A 25,754-nucleotide genomic window follows, 5' to 3' on the forward strand; every position below is an offset into this window, starting at 1 on the left:
ACTCCGCAAAAATACGCAACCCCGGGCTGCCTACCGCAGGCAGCCCGGATAAGGGCCAGACGGACTGGCTGCGGCAAGAATAACCGCCCCCTCGCCTCAGGCCGCCCCCGGACGTACCGCGCCCTTGCCGCCATCGATCGGCGGCGGTAGCGGAATCCTCAGGTCGATCGGTGCGACATTCGCACCGCCTTTGCCAGCATCCGAGCCCTTGCCGCCGTCGACCGGCGGCGGTAGCGGAATCTTCAGGTCGATCGGTGCGACATTCGCACCACCTTTACCGGCATCCGAGCCCTTGCCGCTGTCGATCGGCGGCGGTAGCGGAATCTTCAGGTCGATCGGCGCAACATTCGCACCGCCTTTGCCGGCATCCGAGCCCTTGCCGCTGTCGATCGGCGGCGGTAGCGGAATCTTCAGGTCGATCGGTGCGACATTCGCACCGCCTTTGCCGGCATCCGAGCCCTTGCCGCCGTCGATCGGTGCAGGTTGCGGCAGCGGAGCCGGCGCTCCCTTGCCATCGTCGGTACCACCCTTGCCGGCGTCCGAACCCTTGCTGCCACCGATCGGCGCCGGTTGCGGCAGCGGGGCTGGCGCTCCCTTGCCATCATCCGCACCGCCCTTGCCAGCGCCCGACCCCTTACCGCCGTCGATCGGCGCTGGTTGCGGCAGAGGGGCCGGTGCCCCCTTGCCATCGTCGGTACCACCCTTGCCGGCGTCCGAACCCTTGCCACCGTCGATCGGCGCTGGTTGCGGCAGAGGGGCCGGTGCCCCCTTGCCATCGTCGGTACCACCCTTGCCGGCGTCCGAACCCTTGCCACCGTCGATCGGCGCCGGTTGCGGCAGCGGAGCCGGCGCTCCCTTGCCATCATCCGCACCGCCCTTGCCGGCATCCGAACCCTTGCCGCCATCGATCGGCGCCGGTTGCGGCAGCGGAGCCGGAGCTCCCTGGCCATCATCGGCACCGCCCTTGCCGGCGTCCGAACCCTTGCCGCCGTCGATCGGCGCCGGCTGCGGAGCCGGGGCTCCCTTGCCATCATCTGCACCGCCCTTGCCAGCATCGGAATCACTGTCGCCACCGCCCGGTGCCGGCGGGCTCTGGGGCGCCGGTGCGCCCTTGCCATCGTCGTCGCCCTTGTTGCCCGGGCCCTTGCCGTCATCGGCCGGGGCCGGCGGAGCGGCCTTGCCGGCGTCGTCGCCGGCCGGCGGCGTCTTGTCGTCCTTGGGCGGCGCCGATTTGTCCTCCGGCGCGGCGCCCTTGCCCTGATCGCCACTGCCCCCGGCAGCCGGACTGTTCGGCTTGGTGGTCGTCTTGCTCAAGGTGACGTCGGCCTGGATGCCGAGCGAGAGCGCCATCGACGAGTCCTTCTGGACGACATCGGTGACCTTGCCGGCGGCGGTGACCGACGTCGATGTCCCGCGCACGGCGGCGCCTTCGTTGCGCAGATCCTTGCCGGCGCTGACCTGCGAACGGCCGCCGCTGTTGATCGAGACCGCGTCGTAGCTGGTGCTGCGCTCGATATCGAGGTTGGCGGCGCCGCTCAGGTCGGCCTTGCGCGTCGTGCTCGTTTCCGTGGCGCCGCGCGAGGTCTCCTGGCTGACGCCGACACCGGCGCTGAGACCGAAGGCTGTCGAGCTGCTGGTGTTCTGCGCCGCCCGCAGCTGGACATTGCCGCCGGCATTGAGCGTGGTATCGCCGGCGCTGGCGATCTTGGTCCCTTCGAGGTCCATGTCGCCGCCGCTGCGCAACGCAGTGTCGCCGCCGCTGCGGATGTTCACGCCGCTCTTGGTCGAGCTGCTGCTGTCCGACTGGTTGTAGCCGGCGCTGACTTCGAGCATGCCGCCGGTCTGCGACTGGCCGCCGCTGCCGGCCTTGCCGCCGGTGCTCATGCCAATATTGACCGAGGCGTCGGCACCGCGGCTGCTCGCCGTCGTCCGGTCTTCCGCCGCCAGCAGGTTGAGCTTGCCGCCGGCGTCGAGCGTCGTGCTGCCGGCCGACTCGATGCTGGTGCCCTTGAGCGTGGTGTCGCCGCTGGTCTTGATGCGGACGTTGCCGCCCGACTGGATCGAACCGCCGACTTCCTGGACGCGCGACTTGTCGGCCGTCTCGCCCGAGGCGCTGACGCTGAGGCTGCCGCCAACGACGCTCTGGGCATTGACGTTGACGGTCAACACCGCGCCGGCGTCGATTTTCTCGGAATGGCTGCTGGCGGTGTTCTGCGCCGCCTTGTAGTCGAGCGAGGCGGCCTGGATGGCGACGTCGCCGCCGGCCGCGATGTGCGTCCCCTCGAGTGTCGTCTTGCCCGACGACTCGCTGCTGAAGCCCTTGCCGACGCGGATCGTCGACGCGATCGCGGTCGAGGTGTCGGCACTGGTCTTCTCGTACGACGAACTGGCGCTGACGCGGCCGCCGACCGAGGCATCGTAGCCGGCCCCGGAAGTGACCCCGGCCTGCGCCGAGGCGCCGGCGTACATGCCGACCTTGGCGGTGTTGTCGAGCTTGGTCGAGGATTCGTAGGTAGTATCGCGGGCCGCCAGCGATTCGATGGTGCCGGCGCGCTGGCTCATCGAACCGCCGACGTCGATCTGCGTGCCGACATCGCGGATGGTGCCGCCGCCGGCGTCGCGGGTGAGATCGCCGCCGGCCTTGATCGTCGACACCACGGCCGTCGTGCTGCCGCTGACCGACTTCTCGTCGACGTTGTTGACGCGGTAACCCATGCTGATCTCGGCCGAGGCGCCGGCCTTGGCGTTCAACTGCGCCTCGGCGTTGGCGCCGGCGTTGGCACCGGCGTAGAGGCCGACCGAGGTGGTGTTCTTGCTGCTGCTCGTTTCCTTGCGGTCGTCGGCGGCCAGGAAGCGCATGTTCTCGGCCTTCAGCGCGACGTCGCCGCCGGCGGCGATGTCCGAGCCCTTGACGGTGAGATCATTGGCCGTCAGCGACAGATTGCCGCCGGCGCTGATCCCGGATTTGTTGTTGCGTGTCTCGAGCGTGCTGGTCTTGCCGGTCTCGACCCGCAGTACATCGAGAGTGTTGTCGGAACCGGCGTTCGCCGCCACCTTGGCCGACGGCAGCAGGGCTGCACCCCCGGCCGCCGCCGAACCGCCGGCGCCGGCCTCGTTGTTGCTGCCGAGCATCAGGCCGACGCTGGTCTTGGTGGTTTCGGTGGTCTTCAGCGAGACATCTTCCGAGGTCCGCACATCGACACTCGCCGCGCGCAGGTCCATGTTGCCGCCGGCAGCCAGCTGGCTGCCTTCGAGCACGACCTTGTTCTTGGCATCGACGCTCATGTTGCCGCCGCTCTTGATGCCGGCGGCCTGGTTGCGGATCTCCAGGCTGGTTTCCTTGCTCTGCGTCGATTCGAGGAAGTTGACGCTGCTCTCGCTGCGAGCACTGGCGCCGACGCCGGCACCGACGGCAACGCCGCCGACCCCGACGCTGCCGTTGGCCGACGCCCCGGCACCGGCGCTGTTGTTCGAGCTGGCCATCAGGCCGATCGAGGTCTTGTCGCTGGTCGTCACCGAGATGTCGACGTCGCGCCCGGCGAGCACCTCGACATCGCGCGCCTGGATCGTCGTGTTGCCGGCGGTGTCGATGCTCGACCCCTGGACCTTGACGGTACCGTCGGCGCTCAGGCGGGTATTGCCGCCGACCTTGATCGTCGATGCGACATTGCGCGCCGACAGGCTGTCGGTCACCGTCTTTTCGTTGGCCATCAGTTCGAGGCCGCCGCTGCCTTCGGCCGAGGCCTGCGCGCTGGCGCCGACGTTGCCGCTCAGGCCGGTCTTGCCGGCGTCGCCCTTGGCCACCGCCCCGGCCGAGGCATCGGCCGAGCCCTTGCCGTCGGTCACCCGGAGGAAGGTCGTGGTCGTCGTCTCGGTATGCGTCTCGACCTTGTCCAGCCCGGCCAGCACGTTGATATTGCTCGCCTTGATGTCGGCATCGCCGCCAACATCGAGGCTGGAACCCTGCAGCGTGACGTCCTTGCTGGCCTTGATGCTGGCGTCGCCGCCGACCGCGAAGCTGCTGGCGACGTTCTTGCTGACCGTCTGCGTCTTGGTCGTCGTGGTTTCGCCCCAGAGCCCGCCGCCGACGCCGAGACCGCTCTCCTTGCTGGTCTCGGTGGTCTTGGTGGTATTTGCCTTGCTGACGATGTTGACCGCACCCGCCGCGTCGAGCGCCGCATCGCCGCCGACCTTGACGTCGGTGGCGGCAAAGGTGATGTCCTTGCCCGACTTGGCGGCCAGGTTGCCGCCGACGGTCAGCCCGGACTTCAGCTGCTCGACGGTGGTCGTCGTCGAACTCTTACTGCTGCTACCGAAAAGCCCTTGCGAGCCGGTGCTGGTGGAGGTCGTCGTACGCTTCTCGAGGCTGTCGAAATTGACTCCGTCGCCGGCGTTCAGCGTCGCGTTGCCGCCGGCATTGACCTGGGCGCCGACGACGTCGATGCTGCGCTTGGCGTCGATGGTCAGATCGCCGGTCGAAATAATCTGCGCGGTACGGCCGATATCGGTGGTGTAAAACTCGTCGTTGCCCGAGCCGCTGCTATAGGTGCGATTGACGACACTACCCTCGGTCGAGGTCAGGTTGACGTCGCCGCCCTTGATCGTGCCCGAGAGGTTGGTGATGTCCTGCCTGGCGACGACGGTCAGCGTCTTGGCGCCAGCGACGGTGCCGCCAACGTTGTCGAAGCGGCCAGCATCGATGTTCACATCGGCAGCGGCAATCACCGCACCGGTTTCGATGCTGGCGCGGGTCTCGGCCGACAGGTAGACGACCGGGACCAGCACGCGCTGCCCGGACACTTCCTGCTCGACCATCCACACGACATCGCTCTTCAGCGCCGCCACCTGCGCCGCACTCGGCGCCTTGCCCCATTCCAGGCCAAGCTGCTTGGCTTCCTTGGCGGCGTTGTCCATCAGGTACTGCATCTGGCTACTCTCGCTGGAGAAGCCGGCGAGCATCGCCCGGCCGACCTGGGCGACCAGTTCCTGGCGGATCAGGTAGGCCTCGTAGGCACCGTCGCCGAGGCGCTTGGCCAGCGTGTCCGGATCGTAGCCGAGCTGCTTGGCGAGCAGGTCGGAGCCGGCGAAATTGCCGGCCGACAGGTAGCGCGGATTGCTCTCGACCAGGTAGCGCGCATTCGGCGCGGTGGCGATGACGAAATAACCGTTCGGGCTGCTCGGCAGGTTGATCGTGACACCGCCGAAACTGACCGGTCCCTGCGGCGTCGCCGGTGTCGACGGCGCGACCGCGGTACCGGTGCGGGAATCGACCTTGCCGCTGCTGGTATAGGCGGCGGCCTGCTCGCCGCCGGCGTCTTCGCCGCCGTCGTAGTTGCGGCCGGCGCCGACCCCGATATCGGTTGTTCCCGTCGTCGAGGTGCCGGTCGGGGCGGTTGCCGACTTCGAGTGCTGTTGCGCAGCATAGGGCGTGGAACCCGAAACCGACGACTTCTGCCCGACCTCCTCGGCGGTGATCTTCAGCGTGTTCGTCGCATAGACGCCGGCACCGATGCTGTCGATGGTGGCGGTGGTTTTTGTAACGACCGAATTGTGATGCGGGTCGTAATCGTCTTCATACGTCCCCAGGCTCGCATGGACCAAACCGATGTAGTGCGTCAGCGTCGAGTAACGGTCGACAATGTATTCCCGCTGCAGCGCCAGGTCGTCGTTGAAGAACTTGCTACCGCCGTTGCCGGTGATCTCGACGTTCTTCCCGGAGATCACTCCGCCCAGATTCGCGGCATAGGAAAAGCCCGCCAGCTTGACCGTTTCGGCACCGACGATCTGGGGCTTGAAGGTCGGCTTGCCGCCGCTGTAATACTGGTCGCGCGACCACTCGTCCTTGTAGAAATGCTCGTACCAGTTGTCCGGAAAGACGTAGGTCAGGATACCTTCCTTGTATTCCGGATCGGATTTCTGTTGCGGGTTGGACAGTTCCTTGGTCACCTTCGACGTCGCGCCGCCCCAGACCCGGTCATCCCCGCCCTGAATCTCGTTGCGGATCGTCCCGGCCTGCAACGTGATGTTGCCCAGGCTGCTGATCGTGCTGTTGTTGACGATTTCGTTGGCCACCAGCTTGACCGCCTCGTCGGCGTCGATGGTACCGATGGCGCCGCTGCGCGTGCCGACGTTGATCAGCGTGTTCGACGCCGTCACCGAGGCTGTCTTGCCGCTCCAGATGGCGCCGCGGTTGGTCACATTCCCGCCGCGCGTCTTGACGAGCAGGTCCTTCTGCGCAGCGAAGGCGCCGTTCTGGTTGTTGTCGAGCTTGCCGTCAGTGATGAAATCCAGTTGGCCGGCCGAATAGACCAGGCCGTTGTTGGCGAAATCGTTGATCAAATCGATTTTGGCCCAGCCACTGCCGCCGGTGACGGCGAGGATCTGGCTGTTGGCACCGGCCAGCGTCAGCGTGTTGGCGTAAACCTGCATGTTGCGCGTCGACGACAGGCGAGCCTCGTCGGCCAACGCCAGCGTGCCGACGGCGATATCGACGGTGTCGCCGAGAACCAGGCCGCCCTTGGCGATGTCGAGGACGACACCGCGACCGCCGTCGGCGGCGTCGATGTCGAGCACACCGCCGGCCTGGATGGTACTGCCATCGCCGACGTCGATGCGGCCGCCGGCCGAGGTGCTGCGCAGCGTCATCGCGCCGCCGCTGAGCAGCGTCCTGGTGTTGTCGATCGCCGCGCTGTAATTGACCGTCAGGCTGCCGTAGGACTGCAGCGTGCCGTCGTTGTCGAGCCGGCGGATGTTGATGCTGCCACCGCCGGTTGCCGCGTCGGCCAGCGTCAGCGTGGCGTCGGCGGCGTTTTCCAGCGTATCGAAGCTGAGGACGCTGTCGGCCGCCGCGCCGCCCTGGATGGTGCCCTTGTTGACTAGGCGATTGCCGCTGAAAACCAGCCGCTCGGCCTGGATCGCCGCGTCCTTGGCATTGTCGATGTCGAGGTTGTCGCCGGCGATCGACAGGGTGCCACCGGCAGCCAGCGACTGGCTGTTGTTCAGTGCGCCGGCGACCAGCGTCAGGTCGTTCGCCCCCAGCAGCTTGCCGGCGTTGTCCAGGGTATTACCGACGTTCAGTTGGTCTTCGTTGCCGGCGACACTGACGGTCGACAGCAGCCAAGTGCCAAAATTGCTCAAGCTGGCGACCTTGACGATGCTGCCGCTCCGCGCCTGGATCCAGGCCTTGTCCGGCTGCTGGGCGTCGCTGCTCTTGTTCTCGGCGCTGCTGGCGAGCAGCTTGAAACTGCCGGCGCTGATCAGCGTGCCGCGGTTGACGAAGGCGGCGCTGTCGTCGCCGGCGGCGTCGGCAATGTCCACCGCGGTCTTGCCGTAGATCGTGCCGCTGTTGGTGGTACCGGCGGCGCGAATGGTCAGTGCGTCTTTTTCGGCGCTGAGCGTGCCGGCATTGGCGAGCCCGGCGCTCGCCGTCAGGGCGACGCTGTCGCCCTTGATCGTCGCCCCGCCCTGGTTGTCGACACGGGCTGCCGTCAGCGCCAGCGCGCCGCCCTGGAGCACGCCGCCCGAGGTATTCGTGAAATTGCCGCTGTTCAGGTTGAAGGCACCGCTGGCGAGCAGCTTGCCGGCGTTGTCCACGCTCGCCGCCGCGAGGTCCAGGCCGCGCCGGGACTGCAGCAGACCGTGGTTGGCGAGGGCGTTGGACACCGTCACCCGGTCGCTGCCGATGCCTACGGTCGACAGCAGCCAGGTGCCAAAATTGCTCAGGCTGGCGACTGACACGGTGCTGCCGGTCGCCGCCTGGATCCAGGCTTGATTCGGCTGCTGGGCATCGGCGCTCTGGTTCTCGGCGCTGCTGGCAAGCAAGGCCAGCGTCCCGTCGCTGATCAGCGTACCGCGGTTGACGAAGGCAGCGCTGCCGTTGCCGGCGGCGTCGGCAATGTCGACAGCGGTCTTGCCGTAGACCGTGCCGCTGTTGCTGGTGCCGGCGGCGCGGATGGTCAGCGCGCCACTCTCGGCGCTCAAGGTACCGGCGTTGGCCAGCCCGGCGCTCGCGCTCAGGGCGACGCTGTCGCCCTTGATCGTGGCGCCGGCCTGGTTGTCGACGCGGGCCGCCGTCAGCGCCAGCGCGCCGCCCTGGAGCACGCCGCCCGAGGTATTCGTGAAATTGCCGGTGCCCAGGTCGAAAGCCCCGGCGGTGAGCAGCTTGCCGGCGTTGTCGACACTGCCGGCGCTCAGCTCGAGCGCGCGCCCCGACTGCAGCAGGCCGCGGTTGGCGAGAGCGTCGGCTACCGTCACCCGGTCGCGGCCGACGCTTACGGTCGACAGCAGCCAGCTGCCGAAATTGCTCAGGCTGGCGACCGAAACCGTGCTGCCACTCGCCGCCTGAATCCAGGCGCTGTCGGGCTGCAGGGGATCGGCGCTCTGGTTCTCGGCGCTGCTGGCAAGCAAGGCCAGCGTCCCGTCGCTGATCAGCGTGCCGCGGTTGACGAAGGCGGCGCTGCCGTTGCCGGCGGCGTCGGCGATGTCGACGGCGGTCTTGCCGTAGGCCGTGCCGCGGTTGCTGGTGCCGGCGGCGCGGATGGTTAGCGCGCCGTTCCCGGCGCTCAAGGTGCCGGCGTTGTCGAGCCCGGCACTCGCGCTCAGGGCGACGCTGTCGCCCTCGATCGTCGCGCCGGCCTGGTTGTCGACGCGGGCCGCCATCAGCGCCAGAGTGCCGCCCTGGAGCACGCCGCCCGCGGTATTCGTGAAATTGCCGCCGTTCAGCGCGAAAGCGCCAGCGGCGAGCAGCTTGCCGGCGTTTTCGGTTCCGCTCGCCGTCATCGTCAGCGATTGCGCCGACTGCAACAGGCCATCGTTGTGCAACGCGCCATCCGAGGTCACGTTGTCCGTGCCGCCGCCATTTGTCGTCGACAGCAACCACGTCCCGGCATTACCCAGACTCGCCACCATCACCGTGCTGCCCGTTGCCGACTGAATCCAGCCTCCGCCCCGGTTGTCGGCCGCTGCCGCACGCAACAGCAGGTCGCCGTCGCTCAGCACGGCGCCGGTCGACGTGTTGGTAAAGGCAAAATTGCCGCTACCCGCCGCATCAGCCATGTCGATCCGCGTCTTGCCATACAGCGTCCCCGCGTTCTCCGTACCGTTCGCCCGGATTTTCAGTTGGCCGGCATCGGCCGAAACCGTCCCGGCGTTGTTCAGGCTGCCTCCGGCATTCAGGTCGACATTGCCGCTGCGGCTTTGCAGCTTGCCGGCAACGGCCAGGTTGCCTTCGGCACCGACGACGACGTCACCCTGCGCCCGAACCTGGGCGCTACCAAGATCGAGCGCACCGCCGGCGCTCAACGTCAGCTTGCCGCCGCTGTCAAAGGCGCCGCTGGCGACGGTCAAGGTGATGAAACTGCCTTGCCAATCGCTCACGCTGCGCCAGACGCTGCCATCGATGCCCGCCGCACCGGCCACCGCCAGATTCAGGGTGGCACCGGCATATCGCTGGCTTTCTCCGACGTTGCCAGAGCGATCGCTCAAGCGGCTGGCCGACAACGCAAGATCGCGGCCCGCATACAGCGAGCCATCCAAGAGTTCAACGCCACCGGCGGCGCTCAGCGACAAATCCCGCCGGGCGGTCAATGCGCTTTGCTGCAATGTCAGTGCGTCGCTGCCAACCGCGGTCGTCGTCAACTTCAGATCGTTTTCCGCGGAAAGCTTGCCGCGGATTTCAATGCGGCCGGCCGCCGTCAGCGAGAAGTCACCGGCCGTTGCGGCCATGTCGCCGCGCATCTGCACGCCAACCCCGTTTTCGGTGGCCAGCAGCCGGATGCGCTCCGCATACATGCCCCCGAGCAGCGAACTGTCGATGGCGTAGGACACAGTCCCGCTGCCGACCAGCGCCCCGGTGACCTGACGGTCCCCGTAGTCCCAGCGATTCGCGCCGGCCGTTACCGAAACGTCGCGCGCATTCACATTGCCTTCCAGGCGGATGCTGCGGCCGACCAGATCGAGAATCTGCTGAGCCGTGGCATTCATGCCGCTGCCGCTGATCAGGATATCTCCCTGGCGGACGTCGAAACCGCCGAGCGAACCGTCGCCGTTGAGGAAAGGCACGCCCGTCGACAGGGTGGCCCGGTCGGTATTGATGAAACCGCAACCGTTACAGGTAATTCCGTAGGGATTGGCGACGACCACGTCGGCCTTGGCGCCGACGACTTCGGTAAACCCGTTCAACACCGAGCGGTTGGCGCTAACCACTTCATTGAGGATCACCGACGCCTGACGGGTCATACCGACATTGGTCAATATCTGGCCGGCCAGTTGCGAGTTGACGGACAACTCGTTGGCCATGGCATTGTTCAGCACCAGCCCCTTCAGATCGACGTTGTACTGCGTGTATTGGTTATGCGACAGACCCGCGGCGTTGGCGCTGGCGATATTGACCACCGTCACCCCATTGGGCGCGACATAGCTACCGGTAGCACTGCCAACCGGGACGACGCTCGGCGTCTGCGCCGACAGCAGCGCCGGCGCCGACAGCACGGCGACGACGGCGGACTTGGTCTTGCCATGGCTCCTGGCGCATTCGGCAACAGCGACCCAGACACAGCGGCTGGCATTCCATACGACTCGATAGATACGATTCATGGCGATTCAATCCTCAAAATGCGTAAGAGACCCGGAACCAGGTCTGGGATGGCTCCTTCAGCATGAAGGACGGCTGGTCGATGCCACGGCTGTTGTAGATTTCCCAATTGCCGCCGCGCCATTGCGCGGCAAGGCCCAGGGTTCGGCCGGTCAGCCGCCCTTCGCTGGCCCCCTGGACCCAGCTGCGCACCTGTCCAGTGTCGTAACCGGCAAAAAAGCGCCCGCTCAACATTTCGCCGCCGAGTGCCAGACGCCAAGGCGCGGAAAGCTCGTTGCGCCAGTAGTAACCGCGATCGCCGCTCAACGCATTCCGTGTATGGCCGCGCACCGAGGAGGTGCTGCCGATCAACATCTGCTGCGAGCCATACAGCGGGGTGCGGGCGAACTGATAGGCCAACTGGCTGGACCAGCCCAGGGTCAGGCCGAGCAACGAGAAATTCCGCGAGAAGCCCAGGTCGAGGTTGAATTTCGAAAACTGCGCGCGCGGCGCCTCCTGGGCGATGTCCTGTGGATCATCGAGCGCACCGAACAGCCGCAAGCCGTGCGCATAGGTCATCTGGCTGGTCAGCACGCCCCCGGCAACCAGGAAAAAGGCATTCCCGCCCAATTCGGCATACGACAGTTTTCGGCTGCTGACCCCCATCAACTGGCCAAGGATGTAATTGCGGGAATCCTGAGCCGTCAGACGGGCAAATGCATTGATTTTGGTTGCCTGGTCGCGGTAGACCAGGCGATCCAGCGTGAAAGCCTGGGTCAGCGTGCTGCCATTGGTATGCATCGGCGCACCGGAAGCCAGGGTCAGCACGTTCACATAGGTCGAGCGGCTGATGTTGAAGCCAACCGACCATTTGCCCGCCGGCATCCAGAAGTCGAACGAATTGCTGAGCGAATTGTGCTCGGGATCGTCCGGCAAGGCGTCACGCCGGGTAAACATCCAGCGTTCGTTGAGTCCAAGGGGCGCATCCAGCGTCGCCGTCAGGGTATAGGCACGTTTGCCGGTGGACCGGCTGCCCAGATTGTCGTAGCCGAGATAGGCATGCGCCGGCAGGCTGCGGGCATTGCGGATCACCACGATGCTCTTGCCCGGCGCACTCCCGGGCAGGATTTCCATGCTCGCCCGGTTGGAAGCCAGGCGGTTGAGCTGGTCGATGCCCTGCTCCAGGTCACGCAGATTCAACTTGTCGCCCGCGGCTCCCGGAAAAGCGCCGGGCACGAAGATTCGTCCGGCGCCCTCGCCATCCAGGCGGTAGGCCTCGATTTCCCCCTCGACGACGACGATCGTCAGCCGGCCGGACACCAGATCCTGCGCCGGCAGATAGGCGCGGGCCGTGATATAGCCCTGTTCGATGTAATCGGCGGTAATGCTGGCCAGGATCGCCTCGATGTCGCCGACCCCGAGACAGCGGCCGACATATTTTTCCGCCAGTGTCTCGGCAACCCGCCGACGCAGCAGCTCGCCCCCGTCGATCACCAGTTCATCGATCTGCCGGCAACGCCCGTCATCCCGTCCGCCGCTCGGGACCGCCGGTTGCCGCAAATCCTGACCGCCGACGCCGGGAACGCTGCCCCGGGCGCGCTCCTGCTCCTGGAGCAGCAGTTCGCGTTGCTGTTTCTGCAAAATCTCGGCTTGCCGCGCCGCCTCGATGACGGCGGGCGTTTGCGCATTGACCGTCGGGCTCGCGACGATCGCCAGAACCAGACTGCACCCAAGGCAGCCGAATAGCCGCCTGACTTCGATTTTTCCCGCTTTCACAGCGCCCCCGATGGATGTTTCGGGAGTCCCCACTCCCGCCAGGGGAAACACTGTTACAGCACACCGTGAAAACTCCGTTAACAGGCTTCTCACGCTTTCCGGACGACTTTTTACGGGACGAAATGGCGGCAAGCACCGCCGTAAGTATTTCGAAAGAAACGTCAGTTTTCTGTAAGTTTCACATTCCAGACTGACGACGCGGCCGTACCACACTCAGGTGGGACGACCCTAATTTTTCTGGAGGAGACAACAATGGACGATCAAGGCAAGGCCTACTGGTCCGCCACACTCGGACTGCTGGGGAAAATCCTGGCGATCTGGTTCCTGATCTCGTTCGGCGCGGGCATCATCTTCGCCGACGCACTGAACAGCATCAAACTCGGGGGTTACCCGCTGGGCTTCTTCTTTGCCCACCAAGGGTCGATCTACATCTTCATTGCCCTGATCTTTTACTACGCCAAGGCAATGGGCAACATCGACCGCAAGTTCGACGTGCACGAAGACTAAGGAGCCACCATGGATCTGCAAACAATGACTTACCTGGTGGTCGGCGCATCCTTTGCGCTGTACATCGGGATCGCCATCTGGGCGCGCGCTGGCAGCACGTCCGAGTTCTACGCCGCCGGCGGCAGCGTTCACCCGATCACCAACGGCATGGCCACCGCCGCCGACTGGATGTCCGCCGCCTCGTTCATCTCGATGGCCGGCCTGATCGCCAACATGGGTTACGGCGGCGGCCTGTTCCTGATGGGCTGGACCGGCGGCTACGTTCTGCTGGCCTGTCTGCTCGCCCCGTACCTGCGCAAGTTCGGCAAGTTCACGGTGCCGCAGTTCATCGGTGACCGCTTCTACTCGAAGAGCGCATCGACGATCGCCGTGATCTGCCTGCTGACCGCATCGATCACCTACATCATCGGCCAGATGACCGGCGTCGGCGTCGCCTTCTCGCGCTTCCTCGGCGTTTCGAGCGACACCGGCATCTACATCGGCATGGCCATCGTGTTCGCCTACGCCGTGTTCGGCGGCATGAAGGGCATCACCTATACCCAGGTTGCGCAGTACATCGTGCTGATCCTGGCCTACACGGTGCCGGCCATCTTCATCTCGCTGCAACTGACCGGCAACCCGCTGCCGCAACTGGGCCTGGGCTCGAACATCGTCGGCACCGACATGTCGCTGCTGCAGAAGCTCGACCAGGTCGTCACCGACCTCGGCTTCAGCCAATACACGACGCAACTGCCGGGCGACAAGCTGAACATGTTCGTCTACACGATGTCGCTGATGATCGGCACCGCCGGTCTGCCGCACGTCATCATGCGCTTCTTCACGGTAGCCAAGGTCTCTGACGCCCGCGCGTCCGCCGGCTGGGCACTGGTTTTCATCGCCATCCTGTACACCACGGCACCGGCCGTCGGCGCCATGGCGAAGCTGAACCTGCATGGCACGGTGAACAACGCAGTCGGCCTGGAAACGGCGGCCGACGGTTCGATGAAGGTCAATCCGACAACGATCAAGGCCCACACCGACGTCTTCGCCACCGAAGCCTCGCTGCAGTACGAGCAACGCCCGGAATGGATGAAGCGCTGGGAAAAGACCGGTCTGCTGAAGTTCGAGGACAAGAACGGCGACGGCCGCATCCAGTACTACAACGACAAGTCCAAGAACGCCGACTTCAAGGCCAAGGCTGATGCCGCCGGCTGGAAGGGCAACGAACTGACGGTCAACGCCGACATCATCGTGCTCGCCAACCCGGAAATCGCGCTGCTGCCGAACTGGGTCATCGCGCTGGTTGCTGCCGGTGGTCTGGCTGCCGCACTGTCGACCGCCGCCGGCCTGCTGATGGCGATCTCCGCGGCCGTATCGCATGACCTGGTCAAGGGTGTGTTCATGCCGAACATCTCCGAACAGGCCGAACTGCGCGCCGGCAAGATCGCCATGGCCGTGGCCATCGTCATCGCCGGCTGGCTGGGTCTCAACCCGCCGGGCTTCGCTGCCGGCACGGTGGCACTGGCCTTCGGTATCGCTGCTTCCTCGCTGTTCCCGGCAATCATGCTGGGCATCTTCTCCAAGAAGATGAACAAGGAAGGCGCGATCGCCGGCATGCTGGCTGGCCTGTTCATCACCCTGTTCTACGTGTTCGCACACAAGGGCATCTTCTTCATCAAGGGAACCGACTTCGTCGGCCTGATCGGCGGCCCGAACGCCTTCTTCGGCATCACGCCGGAAGCCTTCGGTGCCATCGGTGCCCTGGTGAACTTCGCGGTGGCCTTCGCGGTCGACAAGATGACCGGCGAACCGCCTGCCCACATCCAGAAGATGGTCGAAGACGTCCGCATCCCGCGCGGCGCCAAGGCTGTCGATGGCGCCCACTAAGCGCCGGCCAACCGGGTTTCCCGCCTGACCGGGCGGGAAACCTCCAGTCCCCGGCGCGACCCGCTCGCGTCGGGGTTTTTCTTCAAGGTCGCTGGTCGACCGCAGCCGTAACGAGGTTCCTCATGGAATTCAATGTGCACATCGCAATGACCTGGATCCTGTTCCTGGCCCTGTTCCCGATGACTTTCATCTGGCTGCGCCGGGCCTGGCGCATCGCGATCAACAAGGATTTCTCCGAAGTCGCGCTCAAGCGCGGCGAAGCGCCGGCCAACCCGGAACGCTACGCCCCCTTCGAAGCGGCGATCAACCTGGTGGCCGGCAGCGTGTCGCTGGCCGTCATTGCCGGCGTCCTGGCCGGCGAACTCGACTATCAGACCTGGATTGCGATTGCCGGCTCGACGATCTGGTGCAAGATCTTCCTCAGCTTTGCGCTGAGCCGTCAGGCACACCCGATGAAACTTCCCGGATTTCTCCAGCGCCGCCCCGAACACGACGCCGCCGGCCAGCCCCGCTGAACGTCAGCGCAACTGCATTATCGCCGGCAGAAACACTTCGATCACCAGAACGCTGTACGCGCCGAGACGATGGCGCGAACGGCGTACCCACAGCGCATCGGGCTGCTCGCCAAGCAAGCCGCTCACCCGGCGATGAAGCGCGTCGCGCGGGCCCAGCCGGCAATATTCGATGCCCTGGCGCCGAAAGCCCGGATGGGCAAACAGCAACGACCCCAGCGAACGATTGCCGAGCTGCCCGAACCAGGCGCCCAGTCGTCCCGCTCTTGCGGTCGACAGGCTGCTGCGGGCAAAAATCACCGGCTGGCCATCGCATTCCAGCAACACGTCGCGCACCGGCAGAACGCCGCCACCGACCGCTTGCCGCGACTGATCCAGACGACGGACGGCAAAGCGCGTGCAATGGCGCCGGCAGCGCGCCGTCAGCGATCCGGGCTCGGTCAGCCAGTCGCGCAGCAGGCGGTCGATCCGGCCGGCCGGCCGGCGATGCCAGCGCGTTTCGCGCAGCGCCATCAGCGCCGGGACGCGCGTTCCAGACCGCGCAAACTGGCGCCGGCGGCAATGCCGCGCTGGGCGAACCAGCCGAGATTCATTTCCAGCGCGTAGCGCGCCGGACGGCGGGCGCAGTGATTGTTCTCGGTCTGCGGCTGCATGTCCTCGATGTTGATGATCCGCCCGTCTTCATCCATGAAGGCCACCGACAGCGGGATCAGGGTGTTGCGCATCCACATGCAGTGGGTATTCGGCTGGTCGAAGACGAACAGCATGCCGCGCTGCGGCGGCATCGTCCGCCGGTTCATCAGGCCGACCTGCCGCGTCCGGTCGTTGGCCGCCACTTCGGCCTCGATGCGATGGAATCCTGCGGTCAACTCGACCAGCGGAAGATTTTCCTGGGCCTGCGCGACCAGCGCATTCACCGCCAGCAGTGCCGCCAACACGAACTTGAACATCAGACTTTCCCCTGAAACACGTTGAAATCGCCCTCGAGCTGGCGCCATTCGCCCAGCGCCAGGCCGTCCACCGTCAGCGCGCCGATCGCCGCCCGCACCAGGCGCAGCACAGGATAGCCGATCGCCGCGCCCATCCGCCGGACCTGCCGGTTCTTGCCTTCCGCGATGCGGATTTCCAGCCAGCTGGTCGGGATCGCCGCCCGGTAGCGGATCGGCGGATCGCGCTGCCACAGCCCCGGCGGTTCGGCGATGCGCCGGACCTGCGCCGGTCTGGCGGTGAAGTCGGACAGCTTGACGCCGCGCCGCAGCGGTTCGAGATCGTCCTCCGACGGCTCGCCCTCGACCTGCGCCCAATAGGTTTTCACCAGCTTGTGCTGCGGATTGGCGATGCGCGCCTGCAACCGGCCGTCGTCGGTGAGGATCAGCAAACCTTCGCTGTCGGCATCCAGCCGACCGGCGACATAGACGTCCTTGACCGGAATCAGCCCGGCCAGCCCGCGCCAGCGTCCCTCAGCCGTAAACTGGCTGAGCACGCCGTAAGGCTTGTTGAAAAGGACGATTTTCGCCACGTCGACCGCAGAACCGGATGAAAGGCGCGATTCTACGGCAGGCGCGGTCAACCGGGGCGCCGCCGCCGCGTTAGTTGCCCACCGCCCTCCGCTATACTTTCCGGATGCCCTCCTCCCTGCCTAGCCTTGCCGGCAACGTGCCGACCCTGCCGGACCGTTGGTCCGCCCCCGCCGCCAGCGCGCTGCATCCTGCCGAAACCGTGCTGGCCTGGCTGGAAATCGATCTCGACGAACGCCTGCAGTTCTCGCCCGGCCTGCTGCTGCTCACCGAAGACCGGCTGCTTGCGCTCGATGCCGGACAGGCCGTGCGCGAATGGCCGCTGGCCGCGGCACTGCAGTTGCAGCATCACGATCACGCCGGCGTCGGCACGCTGGAACTGGTCGACGACCGGCGCCGGCTTGCCGTCTGGCGCTACACGCTGGGCCGCAACCTCGCCGCGCTGCGCCTGATCGACGAGTTCGGCCTGCAACGCGACAGCCGGGTCGCCGGCCATCCATTGACGCGGTCGACCGACGATTGCTGCCCGAAATGCAAGGCGCCGATCCCGCCCGGCGAAGAAGAATGCCCGGTCTGCAACCGCGAATCGACGGTCGCCCCGTCGACCTGGACCCTGTTCCGGCTGTGGCGCTTCGCCCGCCCCTACCGCTGGCAGTTGCTCACCGGTTTTCTGCTGACGCTGGCGTCGACCGCAGCAACGCTGGTGCCGCCCTACCTGACGATGCCGCTGATGGACAACGTGCTGATCCCGTTCCAGAACGGCCAGCCGCTGGCCTGGGACCTGGTCGCCCTGTACCTCGGCGGCCTGCTCGGCGCCGCCTTGCTGGCCTGGCTGCTCGGCTGGGCGCGGACCTGGATTCTGGCCAAGGTGTCGGAACGGATGGGCCGCGACCTGCGCACCACCACCTACCGCCACCTGCTGGGTCTGTCTCTGGAGTATTTCGGCGGCAAGCGCACCGGCGACCTGATGGCGCGCATCGGCAACGAGACCGACCGCATCAACATCTTCCTGTCGCTCGACCTGCTCAACTTCGCCACCGACGTGCTGATGATCGCCATGACCGCGATCATCCTGTTCACCATCAACCCGTGGCTGGCGCTGGTGACGCTGCTGCCCTTGCCGATCATCGGCTGGATGATCCACTTCGTGCGCGAGAAGCTGCGCACCGGTTTCGAGAAGATCGACCGCGTCTGGGCCGAAGTGACCAACGTGCTCGCCGACACCATCCCCGGCATCCGCGTGGTCAAAGCCTTCGCCCAGGAAAAGCGCGAGGCCGAACGTTTCCGCGCCGCCAACGAGCACAACCTGGCGATGAACGACAAGCTGAACAAGACCTGGTCGCTGTTCACGCCGACAGTGACGCTGCTCACCGAAATCGGCCTGCTCGTCGTCTGGGTCTTCGGCATCTGGCAGATCGCCCACGGCGATTCGACGGTCGGCACGCTGACCGCCTTCCTCGCCTACATCGGCCGTTTCTACACTCGCCTCGATTCGATGAGCCGCATCGTCTCGGCAACCCAGCGCGCCGCCTCGTCGACCAAGCGCATCTTCGACATCCTCGACCATGTTTCCAGCGTGCCGGAACCAAGCAAGCCGGTGCATCTGGCCAAGGTCAGCGGCCGCATCGAACTCAAGCAGGCCGGTTTCCGCTATGGCACCCGGGCCGTCACCCGCGATGTCGATCTGGTCATCCAGCCGGGCGAGATGATCGGTCTGGTCGGGCACAGCGGCTCCGGCAAATCGACGCTGGTCAACCTGATCTGCCGTTTCTACGACGTTTCCGAAGGCCAGGTGCTGATCGACGGCGTCGACGTGCGCTCGGTGCCGGTCGCCGAATTCCGCAGCCACATCGGGCTGGTGCTGCAGGAGCCCTTCCTGTTCTTCGGCACCATCGCCGACAACATCGCCTACGGCAAGCCCGACGCGACGCGCGAGGAAATCGTCGCCGCCGCCCGCGCCGCGCATGCCCACGAATTCATCCTGCGCCTGCCGCACGGTTACGACTCGCTGGTCGGCGAGCGCGGCCAGGGCCTGTCCGGTGGCGAGCGCCAGCGCATCTCGATCGCCCGCGCGCTGCTCATCGACCCGCGCATCCTGATCCTCGACGAGGCGACTTCTGCGGTCGACACCGAAACCGAGAAGGAAATCCAGAAGGCGCTCGACAATCTGGTCAAGGGCCGCACGACGATCGCCATCGCCCACCGCCTCTCCACGCTGCGCAAGGCCGACCGCCTGGTGGTGATGGATCGCGGCCGCATCGTCGAGATCGGCAACCACGACCAGCTGATGGCAGCCGAAGGCCACTACCACAAGCTGTACATGGCGCAGGCCCGCAACGTCGATAACGAAGCCCCCGAGCCGGTCGCGCCCGACCTGCCGAAAACCAGCCACCCCTGAGCCGCCATGCCGATACCCAGCTTTCAACTCGAACGCGACGCCTACGGTCGACTCGTCCTGACCGACGAAAACGGCGAACGGCACGATGCCGTCGTCCCGGTCTGCGCCTTTCCGATCGGCGCCCCGGGCGAAGGCATCTCCCTGCTCGGCAGCGAAGGCCGCGAACTGGTCTGGATCGCGCGCCTGGCCGACCTGCCCGACGCCATGCGCAGCCTGATCGAAGCCGAACTGGCCAGCCGCGACTTCGTGCCGGAAATCCGCCGCATCGCCGCCGTCTCCAGCTTCGCCTGTCCGAGTACCTGGACAGTGGACACCGACCGCGGCGCCTGCGAACTGATCCTCAAGGGCGAGGAAGACATCCGCCGTCTCGGCGCCACCCGGCTGCTGATCGCCGACAGCCACGGCATCCAGTTCCTGGTGCGCGACCTGACGGCGCTCGACCGGCAAAGCCGCAAGCTGCTCGACCGTTTCCTGTAACGCCGCGTAGCAGCCCGTGAATTTTTTTGACGCGGGTCATCCAAGCCCGGCGGAAAGCGTTAATAATCGCGAAAGCCCCTCCACGGCGACACACGAATGAGCAAAAAAGACATCGTATTTCTCGACAGCTTCGCGCTGCGCGGTCCCAGCATCTGGACCTATCCGCCGGTCATCGAAACCTGGATCGACCTCGGCGAACTCGAAGACTTCCCGTCCAACAAGATTCCCGGCCTGTACGAACGGCTGTCCGCCTGGCTGCCCAGCCTGGTCGAGCACCGCTGCAACTACGACGAGCACGGCGGTTTCCTGCGCCGGCTCAAGGAAGGCACCTGGGCCGGCCACATCCTCGAGCACATCACCATCGAACTGATGGCGCTCGCCGGCCTGCCCGACGGCTTCGGCCGCACCCGCGAGATGACCAAACGCGGCGTGTACAAACTGGTGGTCAGCAACTTCCACGAGGAATGCACCCGGCTGGCGCTGCAACTCGGCCGCGAACTGCTGCTGGCAGCGATTCACGACGAAGCCTTCGATGTCGAAGCGGCAATAAAAACCCTGCGCCGCAAGGTTGACCGCAAGTATCTCGGCCCCTCCACCGCCGCCATCGTCGACGCCGCCGAAGCGCGCAAGATCCCGCACATCCGCCTGCTCGACGACGGCAACCTGGTGCAGCTCGGCTACGGCGCCGCGATGCGCCGCATCTGGACCGCCGAAACCGATGCCACCAGCGCCATCGCCGAAACCATCTCGCGCGACAAGGACCTGACCAAGGAACTGATCTCCTCGGTCGGCGTGCCGGTCCCCGAAGGCCGCGAGGTCGACGATGCCGACGATGCCGTCGCCGCCGCCGAGGACATCGGCTACCCGGTGGTCGTCAAGCCGACCGACGGCAATCACGGCCGCGGCGTGTTCATCGATCTGGTCACGCCGGAAGCCGTCCGCAAGGCCTACCCGATCGCCGCCGAGGAAGGCTCCGGCGTGCTCGTCGAACGCTCGATCCAGGGCATCGAACACCGCCTGCTGATCGTCGGCGGCAAGCTGGTCGCCGCCAACCGCAGCGACCTGATCACCGTGCAGGGCAATGGCCAGGCGACGGTGCAGCAACTGATCGACACGCAGATCAACACCGATCCGCGACGCGGCGAGACCGAATTGCACCCGCTGTCGATCATCCGCATCGACACCGCGGCCCGCATGGAACTCGAACGTCAGGGCCTGACCGGCGACAGCGTGCCGGCCGCCGGCCGCGAGGTGCTGATCCAGCGCAACGCCAACCACGCCTTCGACTGCACCGACGAGGTCCATCCCGATACTGCCGCCGTCGCCGCGCTAGCCGCCCGCGTCGTCGGCCTCGACATTGCCGGTATCGATCTGGTCTGCCAGGACATCTCGCAGCCGCTGGCCGGCCAGGGCGGCGCCATCGTCGAGGTCAACGCCGGCCCGAGCCTGCTGATGCACATCAAACCGGGCATCGGCAAGCCGCGTCCGGTCGGCCAGGCGATTGTCGACAATCTGTTCGGCGAAAAGGACACCGGCCGCATTCCGGTGGTCGGCGTTTCCGGCTCACGCGGCAAGACCCCGGTCGCCCGGCTGGTCGCCCATTTCCTGCACCTGTCCGGCAAACGCGTCGGCCTGGCCAGCAGCGAAGGCCTGTTCCTCGGCCGCCGCCAGGTACAGAAGAGCGATGCCGCCAACTGGGCCGGCGGTCGCCGGCTGCTGCTCAATCGTGCGGTCGACGCCGCCGTCATCGAAAATGGCGGCCGGGTCATCCTCGGCGAGGGGCTGGCCTACGACCGCTGCCAGGTCGGCATCGTCACCAACGTGCTGCCCGACGTCGAAGACCTGTCGCGCTGGGACATCCACCCGACCGGCGGCGAGTACTACACGACCTGGCGCTCGACCTACCGTACCCAGGTCGATGTCGTGCTCAAGTCCGGTTACGCCGTCCTCAACGCCGACGATGCGCAGGTGGCCGACTTTGCCGAGCTGTGCGACGGCGAAGTCGTGCTGTTCTCCAGCGACGCCGAATCGGCGGTGCTCAATGCGCATCTGGATGCCGGCAAGCGTGCGGTCTACATCAGCGAAAGCCGGATTTTCCTGGGCACCGGACAGGACGAAATCCGCCTGTGCCGACTGGGCGATATTCCCGCCATCGGCAAGCAGAAATCGCCGGAGACCATCGCCAACGTGCTGGCGGCGGTCGCTGCCGGGTGGGCGCTGGGTCTGACCCAGGACGTCATCGTCACCGGCCTGAAGACCTACGGCCTCGAACTGGCCGACCCCTTCGCACTGCTGCCCCGTCGTGCCCGCAAACCGGCCGCCTCGGCCAGTCAAATCTGATCCCAGGATTTTCCGCTCATGGACGTTTCCCGTATCCGAGCCCTGCGCGGCCCCAACCTCTGGAGCCGCCACACCGCCATCCAGGCCATCGTCACCTGCGACGGTGCCGAATGCGCGATTGCCGACCTGCCCGGTTTCGAGCCGCGCCTGCGCGCCCGTTTTCCCGAACTCGGCGAACTGATCCCGACCGACCATCTCGACACCGTGTCGATGGCCCATGCGCTCGAATTCGCCGCACTCGGCCTGCAGGCGCAGGCCGGCTGTCCGGTGACCTTCAGCCGCACCGCACAGACGGTCGACAAGGGGGTCTACCAGGTCGTCGTCGAATACACCGAGGAAGAAGTCGGCCGGCTCGCGTTCGAACGCGCCGAGCAACTCTGCCTGGCCGCGCTGAACGACACGCCGTTCGACCTCGAGGCGACCTTGAAGGAACTGCGTGAGCTCGACGAAGACATCCGCCTCGGCCCGTCGACCGGCGCCATCGTCACCGCCGCCGTCGCTCGCGGCATCCCGTTCCGCCGCCTGACGCAGGGCAGCCTGGTCCAGCTCGGCTGGGGCAGCAAGCAGAAGCGCATCCAGGCCGCCGAAACCAGCTTCACCAGCGCGATTGCCGAATCGATCGCGCAGGACAAGGAACTGACCAAGCAGTTGCTGCACGCCGCCGGCGTCGCCGTACCGATCGGCCGTCCGGTGGAAGACGAGGACGATGCCTGGGCCGCCGCCCAGGAAATCGGCCTGCCGGTCGTCGTCAAGCCGCAGGACGGCAACCAGGGCAAGGGCATCTCGGTCAACCTGACGAGCGAGGAACAGGTGCGTCACGCCTACCGCGTCGCCGTCGGTTTCTTCGACGACATCATGGTCGAGAAGTACCTGCCGGGCCACGACTGGCGCCTGCTGGTCATCGGCGACAAGCTGATCGCCGCCGCTCGCCGCGATCCGCCGCTGGTCGTCGGCGACGGTACGCACACCGTCCGCGAACTGGTCGACATCGTCAACAGCGATCCGCGCCGCTCGGACGGTCACGCCACCTCACTGACCAAGATCCGCTTCGATGAAATCGCGCTGGCCCGCCTCGCCGAACAGGGCTACACCGCCGACTCGGTGCCTGAACGCGGCGTCCGCGTCGTCCTGCGCAACAACGCCAATCTGTCGACCGGCGGTACCGCCACCGATGTCACCAACGACGTCCATCCCGATCTGGCGGCTGCCGCCGTTGCCGCCGCCCAGACGGTCGGGCTCGACATCGCCGGCATCGATGTGGTCTGCGACACCATGCTCAAGCCGCTCGAAGACCAGGGCGGCGGCATCGTCGAAGTGAATGCCGCGCCCGGCCTGCGCATGCACCTTGCCCCGTCCTTCGGCAAGGGCCGCCCGGTCGGCGAGGCGATCATCGGCATGATGTATCCGGACGGCCCCGACGGCAAAGCCGACAACGGCCGCATCCCGGTCGTCGCGGTCACCGGTACCAACGGCAAGACAACAACCAGCCGCCTGATCGGCCGCATCTTCGAACAAAACGGCTTGCGCGTCGGCATGACCAGTACCGACGGCATCTACGTCCAGAACCAGCGGATCGACGACGGCGACTGCTCCGGCCCACGCAGCGCACGCAACGTGCTGGCACACCCGGATGTCGATGCCGCCGTACTTGAAACGGCACGCGGCGGTCTGTTGCGCGAAGGCCTCGGCTTCGACATGTGCGACGTCGCCGTGGTCACCAACATCGGCCTGGGTGATCACCTCGGCCTCAACTACATCACCACCGTGCACGATCTGGCGGTGATCAAGCGGGTCATCGTCGAGAACGTCGCGCCGAGCGGCACCGCCGTGCTCAATGCCGCCGATCCGGTGGTTGCCGCCATGGCACGGCACTGCCCGGGCAACGTCACCTTCTTCGCGCTCGATGCGAACAATCCGGTGTTGTCCACCCACCGCGCCCAGGGCAAGCGCGTGCTCTACGTCGAAAAGGACGAGATCGTCTGCAGCGAGGGCCGCAAGAAGCATCGCATTCCGCTGGCCGGCATTCCGCTGACCCGCAACGGCACGATCGGCTTCCAGGTCGAGAACGTGATGGCCGCTGTCGCCACCGCCTGGGCACTCGGCTACGAGTGGACGAGCATCGAGCAAGCCATTTCCGGCTTTGTCAGCGACAGCGCCACCGCCCCCGGACGATTCAACGTCTTCGATTACCGAGGTGCGACGCTGATTGCCGATTACGGCCACAACCCGGACGCCATGACGGCATTGGTCAAGGCCGTCGAGAACATGCCGGCGGCCACCCGTTCGGTGGTCATCAGCGGGGCCGGCGACCGCCGCGACGAGGATATCCGGCAACAGACGGAGATCCTCGGTGAAGCCTTCGACGAAGTCATCCTCTACCAGGACGCCTGCCAACGCGGCCGTGCCGACGGCGAAGTCATCGCACTGTTGCGCGCCGGCCTGGCCAAATCGTCACGCGTGCGTCATGTCGAGGAAATCACCGGCGAATTCGTCGCCATCGACACTGCGCTCGCCCGACTGGGTAAAGGCGACCTGTGCCTGATCCTGATCGATCAGGTGGAAGAAGCGCTGGCGCACCTCCAGCGACGCATCGTCGAGGCCGGCACCGCATGAACGACGCAGCCCCGGCAACGACCGGCAAGGTCTGGCTGGTCGGCGCCGGGCCCGGCGACGCCGAGTTGCTGACCGTCAAGGCCGCACGGCTGATCGAATCGGCCCAGGCAATCGTCTACGACCATTTGGTCGGCGAAGGCGTTCGCCAGCTTTTCCCCACCCGGGCCAGGCTGGAATACGTCGGCAAAAAAGCGGCCAAACACACGCTGAAGCAGGAAGAAATCAACGCATTGCTGGTCGATCTGGCCCGCCAGGGCATGCGCGTCATCCGCCTGAAAGGTGGCGACCCCTTTATCTTCGGCCGGGGCGGCGAGGAGCTTGAAACGCTGCACGCCGCGGGCATTCCCTTCGAAGTCGTTCCCGGCGTCACTGCCGCCGCCGGCTGCGCCGCCTACGCAGGTTTTCCGCTGACCCATCGCGATCATGCGCAGTCAGTCGTATTCGTCACGGGTCACCTGAAGGATCACTCGGTCAACCTGGACTGGCCCGCTCTGGCGCGTCCCGGCCAAACCGTCGTTTTCTACATGGGCATCGGCGGCGCACCGGAAATCTGCCGCCAGATGATCGCCCATGGCTTGCCACGATCGACGCCGGCGGCCGTTGTCCGCCGGGGGACACTGGCCGATCAGCAGACGCTGCTGTCGTCGCTGGGTGAATTGCCGCAACGGATCGCCGAGTCCGGCATCAAGCCGCCGGCACTGATCGTGGTCGGCAGCGTGGTCGGCCTGCACGAAAAACTTTCCTGGTTCGAAAACCGATGATCAAACTCCTGATACTGTGCAGCGCCCTGCTTGCCGGCAGCGCCCACGCCTATACCGCCCAGGAATTGCTGGAGGACTGCCGCCAGGCCGAACGGATGTACGGCGGCGAGAAGAACAGCGATCCGATCTTTGCAATGCGCAGCGGCCGCTGTATTTCCTATGTCGCCGGCTTTGCCGACGGTTACGCCGTCAGTGACTACCTGGCCGGCAAAATCGGCATGAAGATCAACGCTTTCTGCCTGCCCAATGACGACGATCTGTCGATGCGACTGGTCCGCGCGGTGGTGATCCATGTCGAGCGCGTGCCACCGAGTACCACCGCAACTACCGCCACGCTGGTGGCCGGCGCACTGGCCAAAGCCTTCCCTTGTCCGGATTCACTTGAATCGAAGAAGTGATTCGGGGATAATCCGGCCT

General features: G+C 66.0%; 14 protein-coding genes. 9 read left to right on the plus strand and 5 right to left on the minus strand.

Going from position 1 to position 25,754, the window contains the following annotated elements:
- Positions 1-96 precede the first annotated feature (96 nt).
- Entirely contained in the window at positions 97-10,593 is a 10,497-nt protein-coding gene (locus L0962_RS16645; RefSeq protein ID WP_234087601.1) for a hemagglutinin repeat-containing protein, read from the minus strand.
- 13 nt (positions 10,594-10,606) lie between these two features.
- Positions 10,607-12,559, minus strand: coding sequence for a ShlB/FhaC/HecB family hemolysin secretion/activation protein (locus L0962_RS16650; protein ID WP_234087602.1), 1,953 nt, complete (start codon positions 12,557-12,559; stop codon positions 10,607-10,609).
- Between the two features lie 39 nt (positions 12,560-12,598).
- Between L0962_RS16650 and L0962_RS16655 the strand changes: the two genes are divergently transcribed.
- The 3 genes from L0962_RS16655 (at position 12,599) to L0962_RS16665 (ending at position 15,234) form a co-directional block, all read left to right on the plus strand.
- Positions 12,599-12,853: a DUF4212 domain-containing protein gene (locus tag L0962_RS16655; RefSeq protein WP_234087603.1), complete on the plus strand. Its 255-nt coding sequence runs from the start codon at positions 12,599-12,601 to the stop codon at positions 12,851-12,853.
- A gap of 9 nt (positions 12,854-12,862) precedes the next feature.
- Positions 12,863-14,719: a sodium:solute symporter family protein gene (locus L0962_RS16660; protein ID WP_234087604.1), complete on the plus strand. Its 1,857-nt coding sequence runs from the start codon at positions 12,863-12,865 to the stop codon at positions 14,717-14,719.
- Positions 14,720-14,841: 122 nt separating this feature from the next.
- A complete protein-coding gene (locus tag L0962_RS16665) occupies positions 14,842-15,234 on the plus strand; it encodes a hypothetical protein (RefSeq protein ID WP_234087605.1) in 393 nt (130 codons plus the stop codon).
- A gap of 3 nt (positions 15,235-15,237) precedes the next feature.
- On the opposite strand, the gene L0962_RS16670 is transcribed toward L0962_RS16665, so the two are convergent.
- The 3 genes from L0962_RS16670 to L0962_RS16680 are packed head-to-tail and all read right to left on the minus strand — an operon-like array spanning position 15,238 to position 16,750.
- Complete coding sequence (locus L0962_RS16670; RefSeq protein ID WP_234087606.1) at positions 15,238-15,744, minus strand: chorismate lyase; 507 nt, start codon at positions 15,742-15,744, stop codon at positions 15,238-15,240.
- Complete coding sequence (locus L0962_RS16675) at positions 15,744-16,181, minus strand: DUF192 domain-containing protein (protein WP_234087607.1); 438 nt, start codon at positions 16,179-16,181, stop codon at positions 15,744-15,746. The genes L0962_RS16670 and L0962_RS16675 overlap by 1 nt, the downstream gene beginning before the upstream one ends.
- On the minus strand, positions 16,181-16,750 hold the full coding sequence (locus L0962_RS16680) for a pseudouridine synthase (RefSeq protein ID WP_234087608.1): 570 nt from the start codon (positions 16,748-16,750) through the stop codon (positions 16,181-16,183). Before L0962_RS16680 ends, L0962_RS16675 begins: the two co-directional genes overlap by 1 nt.
- Positions 16,751-16,854: 104 nt before the next feature.
- Here L0962_RS16680 and L0962_RS16685 point away from each other — a divergent pair, with 104 nt between their 5' ends.
- The 6 genes from L0962_RS16685 to L0962_RS16710 all read left to right on the plus strand — a co-directional run bounded on the left by L0962_RS16685 (position 16,855) and on the right by L0962_RS16710 (position 25,735).
- Complete coding sequence (locus L0962_RS16685; protein WP_234087609.1) at positions 16,855-19,146, plus strand: ABC transporter ATP-binding protein; 2,292 nt, start codon at positions 16,855-16,857, stop codon at positions 19,144-19,146.
- 6 nt (positions 19,147-19,152) lie between these two features.
- On the plus strand, positions 19,153-19,623 hold the full coding sequence (locus L0962_RS16690; RefSeq protein ID WP_234087610.1) for a DUF1854 domain-containing protein: 471 nt from the start codon (positions 19,153-19,155) through the stop codon (positions 19,621-19,623).
- 96 nt (positions 19,624-19,719) lie between these two features.
- On the plus strand, positions 19,720-21,963 hold the full coding sequence (cphA, locus tag L0962_RS16695; RefSeq protein ID WP_234087611.1) for a cyanophycin synthetase: 2,244 nt from the start codon (positions 19,720-19,722) through the stop codon (positions 21,961-21,963).
- Positions 21,964-21,981: 18 nt separating this feature from the next.
- Positions 21,982-24,576 carry a cyanophycin synthetase gene (gene cphA, locus L0962_RS16700; RefSeq protein WP_234087612.1) on the plus strand — a complete coding sequence of 865 codons (2,595 nt, stop codon included), beginning with the start codon at positions 21,982-21,984 and terminating at the stop codon, positions 24,574-24,576.
- Positions 24,573-25,337, plus strand: coding sequence for a uroporphyrinogen-III C-methyltransferase (cobA, locus tag L0962_RS16705; protein WP_234087613.1), 765 nt, complete (start codon positions 24,573-24,575; stop codon positions 25,335-25,337). The genes cphA (L0962_RS16700) and cobA overlap by 4 nt, the downstream gene beginning before the upstream one ends.
- Positions 25,334-25,735 carry a Rap1a/Tai family immunity protein gene (locus L0962_RS16710; protein WP_234087614.1) on the plus strand — a complete coding sequence of 134 codons (402 nt, stop codon included), beginning with the start codon at positions 25,334-25,336 and terminating at the stop codon, positions 25,733-25,735. The genes cobA and L0962_RS16710 overlap by 4 nt, the downstream gene beginning before the upstream one ends.
- The last annotated feature ends 19 nt before the right edge of the window (positions 25,736-25,754 follow it).

Source organism: Azonexus sp. R2A61 (assembly GCF_021401135.1).
Lineage (GTDB): Bacteria > Pseudomonadota > Gammaproteobacteria > Burkholderiales > Rhodocyclaceae > Azonexus.

Bases quoted from the DNA above. Each gene is read 5' to 3' on its own strand.
- L0962_RS16690 (WP_234087610.1), top strand. From the start codon at position 19,153: ATGCCGATACCCAGCTTTCAACTCGAACGCGACGCCTACGGTCGACTC.
- cobA (WP_234087613.1), top strand. From the start codon at position 24,573: ATGAACGACGCAGCCCCGGCAACGACCGGCAAGGTCTGGCTGGTCGGC.
- L0962_RS16660 (WP_234087604.1), top strand. From the start codon at position 12,863: ATGGATCTGCAAACAATGACTTACCTGGTGGTCGGCGCATCCTTTGCG.
- L0962_RS16645 (WP_234087601.1), bottom strand. From the start codon at position 10,593: ATGAATCGTATCTATCGAGTCGTATGGAATGCCAGCCGCTGTGTCTGG.
- L0962_RS16685 (WP_234087609.1), top strand. From the start codon at position 16,855: ATGCCCTCCTCCCTGCCTAGCCTTGCCGGCAACGTGCCGACCCTGCCG.
- L0962_RS16670 (WP_234087606.1), bottom strand. From the start codon at position 15,744: ATGGCGCTGCGCGAAACGCGCTGGCATCGCCGGCCGGCCGGCCGGATC.
- L0962_RS16655 (WP_234087603.1), top strand. From the start codon at position 12,599: ATGGACGATCAAGGCAAGGCCTACTGGTCCGCCACACTCGGACTGCTG.
- cphA (WP_234087611.1), top strand. From the start codon at position 19,720: ATGAGCAAAAAAGACATCGTATTTCTCGACAGCTTCGCGCTGCGCGGT.
- cphA (WP_234087612.1), top strand. From the start codon at position 21,982: ATGGACGTTTCCCGTATCCGAGCCCTGCGCGGCCCCAACCTCTGGAGC.
- L0962_RS16665 (WP_234087605.1), top strand. From the start codon at position 14,842: ATGGAATTCAATGTGCACATCGCAATGACCTGGATCCTGTTCCTGGCC.
- L0962_RS16675 (WP_234087607.1), bottom strand. From the start codon at position 16,181: ATGTTCAAGTTCGTGTTGGCGGCACTGCTGGCGGTGAATGCGCTGGTC.
- L0962_RS16710 (WP_234087614.1), top strand. From the start codon at position 25,334: ATGATCAAACTCCTGATACTGTGCAGCGCCCTGCTTGCCGGCAGCGCC.